At 64.7% G+C, this 13,597-nt stretch carries 17 protein-coding genes; 3 read left to right on the top strand and 14 right to left on the bottom strand.

What is annotated here, in order from left to right; translation table 11 throughout:
* A partial coding sequence (locus AC1DY5_RS19630; RefSeq protein WP_478113990.1) for a hypothetical protein occupies positions 1-194 on the top strand: 194 nt, incomplete at its 5' end.
* A 272-nt stretch (positions 195-466) separates the two neighbouring features.
* Here AC1DY5_RS19630 and ccmI read toward each other — a convergent pair.
* Genes ccmI through napE form a run of 14 tightly spaced genes read right to left on the bottom strand, consistent with a single transcriptional unit; the run spans position 467 to position 11,497 of the window.
* Positions 467-1,696, bottom strand: coding sequence for a c-type cytochrome biogenesis protein CcmI (gene ccmI / locus AC1DY5_RS19625; protein ID WP_478113988.1), 1,230 nt, complete (start codon positions 1,694-1,696; stop codon positions 467-469).
* Positions 1,693-2,124 carry a cytochrome c-type biogenesis protein gene (locus tag AC1DY5_RS19620; RefSeq protein ID WP_478113986.1) on the bottom strand — a complete coding sequence of 144 codons (432 nt, stop codon included), beginning with the start codon at positions 2,122-2,124 and terminating at the stop codon, positions 1,693-1,695. The genes ccmI and AC1DY5_RS19620 overlap by 4 nt, the downstream gene beginning before the upstream one ends.
* A complete protein-coding gene (locus AC1DY5_RS19615) occupies positions 2,121-2,642 on the bottom strand; it encodes a DsbE family thiol:disulfide interchange protein (RefSeq protein WP_478113992.1) in 522 nt (173 codons plus the stop codon). Before AC1DY5_RS19615 ends, AC1DY5_RS19620 begins: the two co-directional genes overlap by 4 nt.
* Positions 2,639-4,657: a heme lyase CcmF/NrfE family subunit gene (locus AC1DY5_RS19610; RefSeq protein ID WP_478113985.1), complete on the bottom strand. Its 2,019-nt coding sequence runs from the start codon at positions 4,655-4,657 to the stop codon at positions 2,639-2,641. Before AC1DY5_RS19610 ends, AC1DY5_RS19615 begins: the two co-directional genes overlap by 4 nt.
* Complete coding sequence (gene ccmE, locus AC1DY5_RS19605; RefSeq protein WP_478113983.1) at positions 4,654-5,112, bottom strand: cytochrome c maturation protein CcmE; 459 nt, start codon at positions 5,110-5,112, stop codon at positions 4,654-4,656. The genes AC1DY5_RS19610 and ccmE overlap by 4 nt, the downstream gene beginning before the upstream one ends.
* A complete protein-coding gene (gene ccmD / locus AC1DY5_RS19600; protein WP_478113981.1) occupies positions 5,102-5,248 on the bottom strand; it encodes a heme exporter protein CcmD in 147 nt (48 codons plus the stop codon). Before ccmD ends, ccmE begins: the two co-directional genes overlap by 11 nt.
* A complete protein-coding gene (ccmC, locus tag AC1DY5_RS19595; protein WP_478113979.1) occupies positions 5,245-6,006 on the bottom strand; it encodes a heme ABC transporter permease CcmC in 762 nt (253 codons plus the stop codon). The genes ccmD and ccmC overlap by 4 nt, the downstream gene beginning before the upstream one ends.
* 11 nt (positions 6,007-6,017) lie before the next feature.
* Entirely contained in the window at positions 6,018-6,683 is a 666-nt protein-coding gene (ccmB, locus tag AC1DY5_RS19590) for a heme exporter protein CcmB (protein ID WP_478113977.1), read from the bottom strand.
* A complete protein-coding gene (ccmA, locus tag AC1DY5_RS19585; protein WP_478113975.1) occupies positions 6,649-7,314 on the bottom strand; it encodes a cytochrome c biogenesis heme-transporting ATPase CcmA in 666 nt (221 codons plus the stop codon). Before ccmA ends, ccmB begins: the two co-directional genes overlap by 35 nt.
* A gap of 3 nt (positions 7,315-7,317) precedes the next feature.
* Positions 7,318-8,007: a cytochrome c3 family protein gene (locus tag AC1DY5_RS19580; protein ID WP_478113973.1), complete on the bottom strand. Its 690-nt coding sequence runs from the start codon at positions 8,005-8,007 to the stop codon at positions 7,318-7,320.
* An 18-nt stretch (positions 8,008-8,025) separates the two neighbouring features.
* Complete coding sequence (locus AC1DY5_RS19575; RefSeq protein ID WP_478113972.1) at positions 8,026-8,514, bottom strand: nitrate reductase cytochrome c-type subunit; 489 nt, start codon at positions 8,512-8,514, stop codon at positions 8,026-8,028.
* Between the two features lies 1 nt (position 8,515).
* Complete coding sequence (gene napA, locus AC1DY5_RS19570; protein ID WP_478113970.1) at positions 8,516-11,020, bottom strand: periplasmic nitrate reductase subunit alpha; 2,505 nt, start codon at positions 11,018-11,020, stop codon at positions 8,516-8,518.
* Positions 11,010-11,288, bottom strand: a complete 279-nt coding sequence (locus tag AC1DY5_RS19565) for a chaperone NapD (RefSeq protein ID WP_478113968.1) — start codon at positions 11,286-11,288, stop codon at positions 11,010-11,012. The genes napA and AC1DY5_RS19565 overlap by 11 nt, the downstream gene beginning before the upstream one ends.
* Before the next feature lie 50 nt (positions 11,289-11,338).
* Entirely contained in the window at positions 11,339-11,497 is a 159-nt protein-coding gene (gene napE, locus AC1DY5_RS19560) for a periplasmic nitrate reductase, NapE protein (protein ID WP_478113966.1), read from the bottom strand.
* A gap of 680 nt (positions 11,498-12,177) precedes the next feature.
* Between napE and AC1DY5_RS19555 the strand changes: the two genes are divergently transcribed.
* Entirely contained in the window at positions 12,178-13,308 is a 1,131-nt protein-coding gene (locus tag AC1DY5_RS19555; RefSeq protein ID WP_478113964.1) for an IS630 family transposase, read from the top strand.
* Positions 13,274-13,588 carry a hypothetical protein gene (locus tag AC1DY5_RS19550; RefSeq protein ID WP_478113962.1) on the top strand — a complete coding sequence of 105 codons (315 nt, stop codon included), beginning with the start codon at positions 13,274-13,276 and terminating at the stop codon, positions 13,586-13,588. The genes AC1DY5_RS19555 and AC1DY5_RS19550 overlap by 35 nt, the downstream gene beginning before the upstream one ends.
* Positions 13,589-13,597: the final 9 nt, after the last annotated feature.

The raw sequence follows: 13,597 nt of genomic DNA, 5'->3' as shown, positions 1-13,597 counted from the left end.
ACAATGCGCTGATCCGTTTGTCCCTCGCGGAGCTGTTAGAGGACCGACGACGCGCGCACTCTGCGTTGCAGCCCGCCCGCCAGGGCCGTTCGCACCTGAAGAACCTCCAGGCAGGATTCTTCCCCTTTGGAACGAATTCCCTCGGTACTGGCTCCCTTGGAATCCCTTCTTTAAGACAAAGAAAATCCGTGTGAGTTGGTTGCCTGCCGGTGAATCACCGCGGACTCAGCCTGGCCATTGCCCGGCTGCGGCGACCCCCGTGTTGAACGGCCGCATCCATCTAGAAGATCCGAACAGCCGTTGTGGGCCCCCTCGCGACCGTCACCCTCGCAGCCCGAACTTCAGCTTCGCAGGCGGAAGCTGTCCCTCGCGCTGCGCGCGACCTCGACTCAGATCGGCCTTGAACGGTAGTCGCGCCAACATCAATCGAGGAGGAACATCCTGTTGTCTTAAGAAAGGAAAGCGATCACGGAATCAACTTGTCCGCAAGCAGTACGACGTCTTCTTGCCCGAGCGTGACCTGCGCAACCGTTCCGGTCAGATCGCCGGACTGTGAAGCCGCTTGGCCAGAGCGCGTCACACGCACTTCGACCGTCAGCGCATCGAAGCGCGAAATCGGCAGATCGGGCGACATCGCCAAGCTGTCGTCGAGCACGAATTTCGCCGGGAGGTCCTTCACCTGCAATCGCAGCACGGCGACCGGCATGCGCCCGGTCGAAGGTGCGCGGGCCAGCACGAAGACGGTGTCTTGCGGCGAGACTTTTTCAAGCAAGGCTGCCGCGATGGAAACCGTACCGCTGACCCGCTTGGCAATGGCTTTGGCCGAGGGCTTGGCGCGTGGCGTGGCATCCTGCTGCACACCCAATTGCGCCAGATCGCCCGCTATCTTCACTGCGGCATCGGACTCGGCTGGAAGCAGCTCGAGGACCCGCTTCCAATGCTGTCCTGCAGCCGCAGCATCGCCGCGCTTGAACGCGGCCATGCCCGCGAGCGCCAGTGCCTTGGGATGGTTCGCATCGATCGCCAATGCAGCGTCGATGGCCTCCTGCGCCGGGCCGGTCAGGTCGCCATCGCGCGCCGAGCCCAACGCGTCGGCATAGTCAGCAAGCAACTGCGGCTGGTTGGGAGCGAGCGCCATCGCCTTCTGGTAGGCCACCACCGCGTCCTCATAGCGCTGCAGGAACTCGTAGGACCGTGCCAGCACGATCCAGCCTTCGACATCGTCGGGTTGTGTTCGCAGGCGCATGGCCAGTCGGCTGACCATGCTCTCCATTTCGGTGCCTGCGTTCTCGTGCGAACCGGCCTGCTGCGCGGCCAGCGCCTGCGTCGCCATGGCGATCGGGTTGCCAACCTGCAGGTAGAGTGCGAGTGCCGCGGCCGGCAAGCCGAGGCTCAGGACGCCTGCGACGCCCCAACCCATCCACGGCCTGGTCGAGAGTGCTGCCTGCGAACGCGCGTGCGACGACTCTTCCAACGCCTGCCGTTGCAAGTCGTCGATGGCCTGCGCGCGATCCTGCGGACTCAGCACGTTCGCCTGGAAATCCTTCTCGAGCTGCGCCAGTTGGTCGGCGTAGAGGCGGCGCGCAAGGTCTGCGGGCGCCACCGCCTTCGTCGCTGGTGCCCGGAGCAAGGGCGGTACCACGAACAAAAGCGCGACAACCAGCAGCGCTACGGCGGCCAGCCACAGGCCCGTCATGGCGCATCTCCGTTCAGCAGCGATGCGGCGCGCGCCTGCTCGGCCGGCGTCAGCGGTGCGGGCTCGTCGCGGTTGCGCCGCGACACCACACGCCACATAGCCACAAAACCCACGCCCAGCAGCCCGAAGGGCCCCAGCCACAGCAGCCATGTCGACGCCATGAAAGGCGGGTCGTAGCGCACGAAGGCGCCATAGCGCTGCTCGAAATAGTCCCTGATCTGCTGTTCGGTCTTGCCCCGAGCAAGTTGCTCGCGGATCTGCTGGCGCATGTCGGAGGCCAGCGGAGCATTCGATTCGGCCAGGGTCTGGTTCTGGCACACCAGGCAGCGCAGGCTGGCCGAGAGATTCGCTTCCCTTTCCTCGATGGAGCTTGCCGCAGCCACACCGCACATCGCCGCGCAAAACATCAGAGCAAGCCAACGGCTCATTGCAGGCTCCGCACCACAGGCAACAAGCGCGCCTGCCAGATGTCTGCCGTGATCGGCCCCGGATGCTTGTAGCGAATACGGCCCGCGCGGTCGATCACGAAGGTCTCGGGGACGCCGTACACCCCGTAGTCGATGCCGATGCGACCGTCGATGTCCACGGCCGAGCCGCGATAGGGATTGCCGTAGCGCTGCAGCCAGGTTCGCGCCACGTCGCTCTTGTCCTTGTAGTTGAGCCCGTAGATCGCCACGCCGTCCTTGCCGGCGAGTTCCATCAGCACCGGCAACTCCTCGCGGCACGGCGCGCACCACGACGCCCACACGTTCAGTAGCCAGACCTGCCCGCGCAGGCTGTCGACCTTGAAAGTCTGCTGCGAGTCATGCAACAGCGGCAGGTCGATGGCGGGCGCGGGCTTGTCGATCAATGCCGAGGGCAGCACTTTCGGATCGCGCGTCAGCCCGAAGGCCAGCACGATTGCCAGCACGATGAAGATCGCGAAGGGCAGCTTGAAGCGCATCAGCTGCCCTCCTGCCGCCGGAACGCCACCGCGCCGCCCAAGGCCGCACCGCCAACGCCTGCCGCGCGCCGCGCAGCAATRCCCAGGCGATACCGGCGATCGGTGGCTGCGAGCAAGCCACCGAAGGCCATCAATAGGCAGCCCACCCAGATCCACGCCATGAACGGCTTAACGTGGAGGCGCAGGGTCCACGCATGTTCTCCGGCCGGCGCACCCAGCGCCACGAAGAGATCGCGCGTCACGCCGACATCGAGCGCTGCCTGGCTCAGCGGCATCTGTTGCGCACGGTAGATGCGCTTTTCCGGATACAGCGTGGCCTCCACTGCGCCATCGCGGGTCACCAGCACTGTGGCGCGTAGCGCGTCGAAGTTGGGCCCCTTGCTCGGTGCGATGCCCTGGAGGCGGAACGCGTAGCCTGCCATCGTGACGACTTCGCCCATCTGCAGCTTCAGCTCCTGCTTGCTTTCGAAGCCATTGGCCATCGTCGCGCCGAAGATGAACACGCCGATGCCCGCATGCGCGACCAGCATGCCGTACCAGCCGCGCGCCTGCCGACTTGCGCGTTCGAACCAGCCGCCCTGCGCGCCGGCGAGGCGCTGCCACCCATGCACCGTGGCGCTCGCAACGGCCCACGCGGCCAGCATTAGTGCAAAGGTGGACAGCGGCGACCACGCGCGTTGATCGGTCGGCAGCACCAGCGGCAACAGCAACGCGGCCACGCCACTGGCCGCCAGCGCCCAGCGAAGGCGTCCGGCCAACTCGGGCAGCGGCGCATGCTTCCAGCGCGCCACTGGCCCGACACCCATCAGGAAGATCGCCGGCACCATGATCGGGACGAACACCGCCTCGAAGTACGGCGGCCCCACGGAAATCTTCTGGCCGGTGAGCACGTCGAGCGCGAGCGGATACAGCGTGCCGATCAGCACTGCCATCGCCGCGACCGTCAGCACGACGTTGTTGGCCAGCATCAGCGACTCGCGTGACAGCAGCGCGAAGCGCCCGCCCAGGCCGATGCGTGGTGCGCGCCAGCCGAACAGCAGCAGCGAGCCACCCACCACCGCCACCATGAAGGCCAGGATGAACAGCCCGCGCCCCGGATCGACCGCGAACGCGTGAACCGAAGTCAGCACGCCCGAGCGGACCAGGAAGGTGCCCAGCAGGCTCAGCGAGAACGTGCAGATGGCGAGCAACACCGTCCAACTGCGGAATGCGCCGCGCTTTTCAGTCACCGCCAACGAATGGATCAGCGCCGTGCCCACGAGCCACGGCATAAACGATGCGTTTTCCACCGGGTCCCAGAACCACCAGCCGCCCCAGCCAAGCACGTAGTAGGCCCAGGCGCTGCCCAGCAGGATGCCGAGCGTGAGGAACATCCAGGCCGCCACCGTCCACGGCCGCGACCAGCGCGCCCAGGCCGCATTGAGCTCGCCCGACAGCAGCGCCGCAATGGCAAAGGCAAACGCCACTGAGAAGCCCACGTAGCCCATGTAGAGGATGGGCGGGTGCATCACCATGCCGGGGTCTTGCAGCAAGGGGTTCAGGTCGCGTCCTTCCAGCGCAGGCGGCATCAGGCGCGTGAACGGATTCGACAGGAACAGCAGGAACAGCAGGAAGCCGACGCTCAGCCATGCCATGACGGCCAGCACGCGCGCCACGTAGGCCTCGGGCAACTGGCGGCTGAACAGTGCGACGGCCAGCGTCCATGCGGTCAGCAAGCACAGCCACAGCAACATCGAGCCTTCGTGCCCTCCCCACACTGCCGCGAAACGGTACGCTGCGGGAAGGTCGGAATGCGAGTTGGACGCCACATAGAGCACCGAGAAATCGTTGTCGAGAAAGCTCCATGCAAGGCACGCGAACGCGATGCACGCGAAGACGAACTGGCCGAGCGCTGCCGGGCGCGCGAGCCGCATCCAGCCGGCCACGCCCCACTGCGCGCCGGCCAGCGGCAAACTGCCCTGCAGCACCGCGATGAGCAGCGCAAGCACAAGGCTGAAGACGCCGATCTCGGGGATCATGGTTGTGCTTCCATTGTTGGCGCCGTGTGGGCCCGCCGCGCCTTCTCGAGGGCCGCAGCCGCTTCGGGCGGCATGTAGTTTTCGTCGTGCTTGGCCAGCACCTGTGTCGCCTCGAACGAGCCGTCGGCACGCAGGCGCCCGGCCACCACCACGCCCTTTCCTTCGCGGAACAGGTCCGGCAACAGGCCGCGGTAGCTCACCGGCACGCGCTGCGCCAGGTCGGTAACGACGAAGCGCACGGTCAACCCGTCGCTGGCGCGCTGCACCGAACCAGCTTCCACCAGTCCACCGACGCGAAACGCGGCGTTTCGCGGCGCTTCGTTGGCCGAGACCTGGCTCGGGCTGAAGAAGAACACGAGGTTGGAGCGCAGCGCGTTGAGCACCAGCAGGGTCGCCAGCGCTAGCACCAGCAATCCGCCGCCGATGATGGCGATGCGTCGGTGCCTAGGCTTCATCGCGCTGCCCCTGCATCGGTGGCCGGCTGGCCAGTGCGCGGTGGCGCCGCACCAGCATCCACACTTCGGCTGCAAGCAGAACCAGCGTCACGCCGTACGCGGCAAGGATGAACAAGGTGTGGTCGCTGGCGTTCATCGGCGCCTCGCCAAAGCCTCGCGCTCGACGATCAGGCAGCGCACCCGCGCCAACGCGACCGTCACCGAATACGCCCAGCACGCGCCCGCCATCAACAGCATGCCGGCCACCATGGTGTTCGCCATCGCTGGCGCCGACGTCAARCTGACCGATGCGCCCTGGTGCAAGGTGTTCCACCACTGCACCGAGAAATAGATGATCGGGATGTTGACCACCCCGGCCAGCAACAGGATGGCGCCGCCGCGGTCCGCACGGCGCGGGTCGTCGATGGCGGACACCAGGCCGAGGTACCCAAGGTAGAGGAACAACAGGATCAGTTCCGAGGTGAGCCGCGCATCCCACACCCACCACGTCCCCCAGGTCGGCTTGCCCCACACGGCGCCGGTCCACAACGCGATGACGGTAAAGAGCGCGCCCGTCGGTGCCAGCGCCCGCGCCATGAGCGCCGAGAGGCGCGTGTTGAAAACGAGCCCCATCGCCGCATGAAACGCCGCCACGAGGTAGATGAACATCGACATCCATGCCGCAGGGACGTGGATGAAAACGATGCGGTAGACCTCGCCCTGCTGGTGATCGGTCGGTGCGACGAGAAAGCCGACTGCCAACCCCGCGATCGCCAGCACACCGGCCAACGCCGCAAACCACGGCATCGCCCGCCCGGCCCAGCTGTGGAACATCACTGGCGAAGCAAAGCGCCGCCACGTGCCGTGCGACGCCGGCGCCAAGGCGGATGTATCGATGCGTCGAAGCGAGTCCATGACGCGACCGCTCATTCGACGGCCAGCCGCAAGGCCGCACCGACCGCCCAGGGGCACAACATCGCCGCCACGAGCAGGCAGGCGCCCAGCAGCGACAGGTGCGGGCTCGCGGGCAAGCCCTGCTGCGTGGCCGTGACCGCGCCGCTACCGAAAATCAATACCGGCACGCACAGCGGCAACACAATCAGCGCCAGCAGCACATTGCCGCGCAGCCCCAGCGTAAGTGCGGCGCCCAGCGCACCAAGCAGCAACAGGGTTGGCGTGCCCAGAAAAAGTGACATGAGCAGCACGCCGGTCGCGTGCGCCGACAGCCCGAACTGCAGGCCCATCACCGGCGCGACCACAACCAGCGGCAGGCAACTGATGAGCCAGTGCGCCGCAATGCGGGCAGAGACGATGCCGGTCAGCGAACGCGGCGACAGCAGCAGTTGCTCGAGCGTGCCGTCTTCAAGGTCGGGCAGGAACAGGCGGTGCAGCGAAATCATCACGGCCAACAGCGCGGCGACCCACACGACCCCGGGACCGATGGCCGCAAGCATGGCCGCATCAGGCCCTACGGCCAGCGGAAACACGCTGCCAACAACGACGAAGAACAGCAGTGCACTGAGCGCGTCCATCGGCCGGCGCGAGGCCGTGCGCAATTCACGACCGATGATCGGTATCGAGGCTGCAAGCATCGCTGAGTGTGTCCATGTCCAGGGCGTGTGCGCAAGGGCCTTCGCGGCCGATGTCGCGATGGGTCGTCACTACGGCCACGCCACCGCTGCGTGCATGGTCGGCCAGGTACGCGTCGAAGCATTCCTCACCCTCGGCGTCCAGGCCGGCGCAGGGCTCGTCGAGCAGCCACAGCGGCCGCTGGCTCAGGACGACGCGCGCCAGGCCCAGCCGGCGTTGCTGACCCTGCGAAAGATGGCGCACCTGCTCGTTCTCGCGCTCGGCGAGCCGCAGGCGCTGCAGCACCTCGCGGCACTGTGCATCGGCGCTCTGGCTACCCGCGAGATGGAGCGAAAAATGCAGGTTCTCCAGCACCGTGAGTTCACCGCTCATGCCGCCGGCGTGCCCCAAGTACGCCACCGCKCCGGCAAAGCCCGCGTCACGCGGATCGATGCGCCGGTCGTGCCAATGCACCTCGCCGTGAGTGGGTTGCAACAGGCCGCATAGCAGGCGCAGCAGGCTGCTCTTGCCGCTGCCATTGGCCCCGTGCACCTGCACCACGTCGCCGGGCGCGGCGTCGAAGCCGAGGCCACTAAAGACAACACGACCTGCCCGCGAGCACTCGAGGTCGCGGACGAGAAGCCCCTGCTGCACAGCTCAGCCACCCGTCCTGGTGGCGCCCGGTGCTGCGATGCCGGGCGCGGGGGGCGGTGCCTGTGCCTCATCACCTTCCTTCGGTACGATCTGGCCGGGCGTGTCGGTGGGCGCCTGGCCTGGCGGGATGTGCGGCAGGTGATGCGCGATCCCCTTGTGGCAATCAATGCAGGTCTTCTCCTTGCTGGCCAGGTAGGTGCTGTGCATGTTCTGAGCGCGCACGCTTTGCCTTGTGAAATCCATGTACTCGTAGTTGTGGCAATTGCGGCATTCCAGTGAATCGTTCGCCTTGAAGCGCGCCCATTCGTGCTGGGCCAGTTCGAGCCGCTTGTCGCGAAATTTCTCCTGCGTGTTGATGGTGCCGAAGATCTTGCCCCAGACCTCCTTGGAGGCTTGCATCTTGCGTGCCATCTTGTCGGTCCAGTCGTGCGGCACGTGGCAGTTGGAGCAGACGGCGCGCACGCCCGAGCGGTTGGTGTAGTGGATGGTGGTCTTGAGTTCGGCGAACACGTTGTCGCGCATCTCATGGCAGCCGGTGCAGAACTTCTCGGTGTTGGTCAGCTCCATCGCGGTGTTGAAGGCACCCCAGAAGATGATGCCTCCGATGAACCCGCCGAGCGTCAGGAAGCCCAGGCTGAAGTGCACGCTCGGCCGGCGGATGATGGTCCAGTAACGCTTGAGGCGTTCGATCATGTGGGGCCTCTTGCTCTTCTACTTCTTGCCGGCCTGTGCCGCCGCTGCTGCGGCCTTCTTCGCCATCTGATCGACGTTCTCAAAGCCGTTGTTCACCAGAGGCTGCACCGGGTCCTGCGCAATGTGGCACTGCATGCAGAAATAGCGCCGCGTCGAGATCTGCGGCAGCACCTTGCCGGCTCGGTCGATGTAGTGCGTGGCGCTGACGGGAATGGCCTGCGAGAACTCTGTCTTGCCGCGCGCGTGGCAATCCAGGCACTTGTTGAAGTTCTTGTCGATCTGGTAGCCGTCCACGCGGTGCGGAATGGTCGGCGGCTGCATGTCGTAGTTGCGCGGGCGCCGCTGGTCGTCGTTCACGGCATTGCCCAGCAGCGGCGGCGTGGTGAATTCCGGCACCGGCACCGGCCCGCGGGCCGCATCCACCAGCGGGGTTGACGGTTGCGCTACTGCCAGCCGGCAAAGCAGGCCGAACACCAATGGCAAGACGTGACGAAGGGCGCGCTTCATCTCACACTTTCTCGATCTTGACGGCGCACTTCTTGAAATCCGTCTGGAAGGAGATCGGGTCGGTCGCATCGAGCGTGACCTTGTTGATCAACTGGCTCGCATCGAACCACGGCACGAACACCAGGCCGCGCGGCGGCTTGTTGCGACCGCGCGTCTCCACGCGCGTTCGCATGCTGCCGCGTCGAGAACTGATCTGAACTTCAATGCCACGGCGCACGCCGAGCGCTGTCGCATCGTCCGGATGCATGTAGCACACAGCATGCGGCACGGCCTTGTGCAATTCGGGCACGCGGCGCGYCATCGATCCCGAGTGCCAATGCTCGAGCACGCGCCCGGTCGAGAGCCAGAACGGGAACTCCTTGTCGGGCATCTCCGGCGGCGGCTCATAGGGCAGCGCGAAGATAAGCGCCTTGCCGTCGGGATAGCCGTAGAACTGGTAACCGGTGCCGGCCTTCACATACGGGTCGGCCCCCTCGCGGTAACGCCACAAGGTCTCCTTGCCGTTCACCACGGGCCATCGCAGGCCGCGAGTCTGATGGTACGTGTCGAACGGCGCAAGGTCGTGGCCATGGCCGCGGCCGAAGCTGGCGTACTCCTCGAACAGGCCCTTCTGCACGTAGAAGCCACACTCTTTCGCCTCGAGGTTCTCGTAGCCGGCCTCCACTTGGGTGGCAGGGAACTTGTCGACCTGGCCGTTGCGGAACAGCACCTCATACAGCGTCTTGCCGCGGTACTCGGGTTTCTTGGCGATCAGGTCCTCGGGCCACACTTCCTCGATCTTGAAGCGCTTGGAGAACTCCATCAGCTGCCACAGGTCCGATTTCGCTTCGCCAGGCGCCGTGACGAGCTGGTGCCAGAAATGCGTGCGGCGCTCGGCATTGCCGTAGGCACCTTCCTTCTCGACCCACATTGCCGCGGGCAGGATGAGGTCGGCCGTCAGCGCAGTCACGGTGGGATAGACGTCCGACACCACCACGAAATTTTCCGGATTGCGGTACCCCGGATAGCCTTCCTGCATCAGGTTCGCACCCGCCTGCATGTTGTTGTTGACCATGACCCAGTAGGCATTGAGCTTGCCGTCCTTGAGCATGCGGTTCTGCAGTACGGCGTGGTAGCCGGGAATTCCGGGGATGGTGCCTTCGGGCAGTTTCCAGATCTCTTCGGCATGGGCGCGGTGCTTGGGGTTGGTCACCACCATGTCGGCCGGCAGGCGGTTGGCAAAGGTGCCCACTTCGCGCGCCGTGCCGCAAGCCGAAGGCTGGCCCGTCAGCGAGAACGGACTGTTGCCAGGTGTCGAGATCTTGCCAGTCAGCAAGTGGATGTTGTAGACCATGTTGTTGCACCACACACCGCGCGTGTGCTGGTTGAACCCCATGGTCCAGAACGACATGACCTTGACCTTCGGGTCGGCATACAACTCTGCCAGCGCCTCCAGCCGGTTCTTCGGAACGCCGCTGATCTTCGCCGTGTACTCCAGATCGTAGGTCGACACGAACTTGGCGAAATCGTCGAAGGTGATCGGCTTCGACCCACCGGCATCGCCCGCATTTTTCGCGGCCTTCTGCAAWGGATGCTCCGGCCGCAGCCCGTAGCCGATGTCGGCGTTGCCAAGCCGGAATGAGGTGTGCTTGTCAATGAACTCGCGGTTCACGCGGTTGGTCTTGATGATGTGGAGGGCGATGTAGTTGAGGATTGCCAGGTCCGACTGCGGTGTGAAGGTGAGCTCGATGTCGGCCAGTTCGTACGAGCGGTGCTCGAAGGTCGACAACACCGCCACCTTCACGTTATGCCCGCTCAGGCGCCGATCGGTCACGCGCGTCCACAAGATGGGGTGCATCTCGGCCATATTCGATCCCCACAGCACGAAGGCGTCGGCGGCTTCGATGTCGTCGTAGCAGCCCATCGGCTCGTCCATACCGAAGGTGCGCATGAAGCCCTGTGCGGCCGATGCCATGCAATGCCGTGCGTTGGGGTCGAGGTTGTTCGAGCGGAAGCCCGCCTTCATCAGCTTGAGGCCCGCATAGCCTTCCCACACCGTCCACTGGCCAGAGCCGAACATGCCCACTGCGGTCGGCCCCTTCTCCTTCAACACGCGCTTGAACTGCGCGGCCATCACGTCGAAGGCCTGGTCCCACGAGACGGTCTGAAATTCGCCGTCCTTCGCGTACTGGCCGTCCTTCATACGCAGCAGCGGCATCAGCAGGCGGTCTTCGCCGTACATGATCTTCGACAGGAAGTAGCCTTTCACGCAATTGAGCCCACGGTTCACTTCCGCCTGGGGGTCTCCGTGCGTTGCGACCACGCGGTTGTCCTTCACGGCCACGGTCACGCCGCAACCGGTGCCGCAGAATCGGCAAGGTGCCTTCGACCACTTGAGCCCGGTTGTCGTGTCGAAGCCTGCATCCATCGGCGGCGTCTGCGCATTGCCCGGCAACGGTATGCCTGCAATGGCACCCGCCGTGGCAGCGGCCGTCTGGCGAATGAAGTCCCGTCTGTCAATGGGCATCGGGGATCTCCTCATTCATCGCTTCGACCGTGTCGGAGAACTGGTAGACCAACGCGGCCGACAACACGCCATCGGTACGCTGGATCTCGCCGACTCGCGACAGCATCTCATCAGCGCTGTCGGCGTCAAGGGTGACCACGAGTTTTCCGTTGGGAGAACTGCCATGCACGCGCGCCCCGGGCATCATGGCAATAGCGTCTTCGACGCACTGCAAGCGCTTGGGCGCAGCGTGGACCACGAGGCTGCTGATATGCACTTCTTCGGGCACTTTGGCTTCCTTGTGACAGGTGGCTGGTGCTGCAGTGGCTGTGCGGCCGCTCAACTGCCTGGCGGACCCGCGAAGACTTGGTACATCCAGACCAGGAAACCCCAGCCCGCGACGATCATGCCCGCGAGGAGGGGCGCCATCACAACGGACAGGAACAGGAAGCTGCGCAACTCCTGTGCCTTGGTGAAAGGCTCATTCGGTGTTTTCACGAATCTCCTCCATGGCGTGACGGCGCATAAATGTCGCGCGAAAGCCACGAACCCATTCTTGATGGAAGTCGTAGCGCTGTCAATCGCGTTACCCTCCCCAGGGCGCTTTCCTTGTCATATCGTTTTACGCATAAAGTATTTTGCGTTTGCATATGCTGTCATGCGGAATCAGAGTGCACTGACCCGCCTACGTTTTCCGCGAAACCGAGCGCATATCCGCCTGCAGAAGCCAAGGCGTGCCGACCACCATCGCAATTCAGATGGGTTCCGTACCAGCCGATGCCGGCGGCGGATGCCGCATCAACTCGCTTGCGGTCTCGCGCCATCCTCGCGGCGTTCGACGGGTGCGCTGGTTACCGAATCCGTTAGCTCTAACTCCAAGCCATATCAACGACCGCATCGCCCTGCATTGCGGACATACCGGACGAGAACTCGAAGGACCGCACCTGGTCGACTGTAGTCTGTCGCAGCTGGCGAGCTTCGGGCCCGAAGGCGACAGTCGATCCTTGAGATTGAGCGCCACATTGGGGCCATTCGAGGCACCAGATTCTCCTTCCGAGTGATCGGATCGATGATAGGCAGAACCCAACCGGGCACAACCTGTATCTGGCTGCAGCACACTAGTATAACATCCTTTAAATCTCTTTCATTGATATCGGATGTGAGGTAGTCTCGGGTGCATGAGTCGAGGACGACAAGCGCAGGCGATCAAGTTGTCGCGAGAAGATCGCAAGACTCTTGAACTATTGACCCGTCGAGGCACCGCCGAGCAGCGCCAAGTGGTTCGAGCGCAGATCGCGTTGATGTGCCACGCAGGGGCGTCGACGACGGCGATCGCAGAGGCAGTTGGCGTTTCCGTGCAGACTGTCTCTCATTGGCGCACTCGATTGGCCCGGCATGGACTCAAGGGCTTGGACGAGGTGGCGCGGCCCGGGCGACCCCGGCGCATCGGCGCCTCGCAGCGCCTGGAGTTGCTGTCGCTGGCGTGCGAGCCGGCTGAGGTGCAGGGACGCGCTACACCGACGCTGGACGAATTGGTTGAGCGTGCTGTCGAGCGTGGCGTGGTCACGCAGATCAGTCGCAGCCACCTGCAACGCATCCTGCAGGCGGGCGACTTGCGACCGCACCGTGTGCGGCAGTGGCTGCACAGCCCGGACCCGCAGTTTCGCCAGAAGGTCAACGCGATCTGCGCGCTGTACCGTCAGGCACCCAAGGGATCGGTCGTGCTGTCGGTCGATGAGAAGACCGGCATCCAGGCCATCGAGCGCAAGCACGCCGACCGCGCACCGACGCCGGGGCGTGCGCGACGGCGCGAGTTCGAGTACGTCCGCCACGGCACCCAGTCCCTCATCGCCGCCCTGGACGTGCATTCGGGGCGCGTGATGGGCAGTTGCACGGATCGGCGCACCCAAGCAGACCTCGTGGCCTTCATGGAGCAGGTCGCGCTTGCTCACCCGAAGGGGCGAGTTCATATCGTGTGGGACAACCTCARCACCCACCGCGCCCAGGCCGTGTGGGACGATTTCAACGCCCGACACGATCAGCGGTTTGTCTTTCACTTCACGCCGCTGCATGCGAGCTGGGTCAACCAGATCGWGCTGCTGTTCGGCATCTATGCGYGCCGCKTCCTGCGCCACGCCAGTCATTCGTCCATCGCGCAATTGCGCGAGCRCACCGAAGCCTTCATGGCGCAACGCAACCAGGCGCCCCAGCCGTTCAAATGGACATTCGCCGGCTTTGAGCTACAAACCGGCGAACCCCTGAGGTTCAAACACCATGCCAACGTTCGAAGTACAAAGAAAGGCCGCTGAGCTCGAGCGCCAACTCGCCACGCTCACCGGTCACCAGCGCGCCCGCGTCAAGCCCTACGGCAAGCATCTGCTGATCCAGATGCACAGCGATGGCGGTGACGACRCTGACGACAGCGTTGACACCATCGCACGCCTCACCGAGCTCGCGCGCAACTCCTACTCAGCCGCATTCCGCAGCCACACCGGCCGATGGGAGCCCTTGCCCGGCACCGGGGACCTCGCCACGGTGGCCGATCTGGTCGTCTCTTTRCTCGGCCCCTACTTCGAGCCTATTACATAAAGCTATTTA

The organism is Variovorax sp. P4_D9, from assembly GCF_056401695.1.
The sequence above is the reverse complement of the archived record's forward strand: the minus strand, read 5'-3'. Positions and strand labels throughout refer to the sequence as shown.

Coding starts and splice junctions, on each gene's coding strand:
- ccmI (WP_478113988.1), bottom strand. CDS start 1,696: ATGACGGGCCTGTGGCTGGCCGCCGTAGCGCTGCTGGTTGTCGCGCTT.
- AC1DY5_RS19620 (WP_478113986.1), bottom strand. CDS start 2,124: ATGAGCCGTTGGCTTGCTCTGATGTTTTGCGCGGCGATGTGCGGTGTG.
- ccmE (WP_478113983.1), bottom strand. CDS start 5,112: ATGAAGCCTAGGCACCGACGCATCGCCATCATCGGCGGCGGATTGCTG.
- ccmD (WP_478113981.1), bottom strand. CDS start 5,248: ATGAACGCCAGCGACCACACCTTGTTCATCCTTGCCGCGTACGGCGTG.
- ccmB (WP_478113977.1), bottom strand. CDS start 6,683: ATGCTTGCAGCCTCGATACCGATCATCGGTCGTGAATTGCGCACGGCC.
- AC1DY5_RS19580 (WP_478113973.1), bottom strand. CDS start 8,007: ATGATCGAACGCCTCAAGCGTTACTGGACCATCATCCGCCGGCCGAGC.
- AC1DY5_RS19575 (WP_478113972.1), bottom strand. CDS start 8,514: ATGAAGCGCGCCCTTCGTCACGTCTTGCCATTGGTGTTCGGCCTGCTT.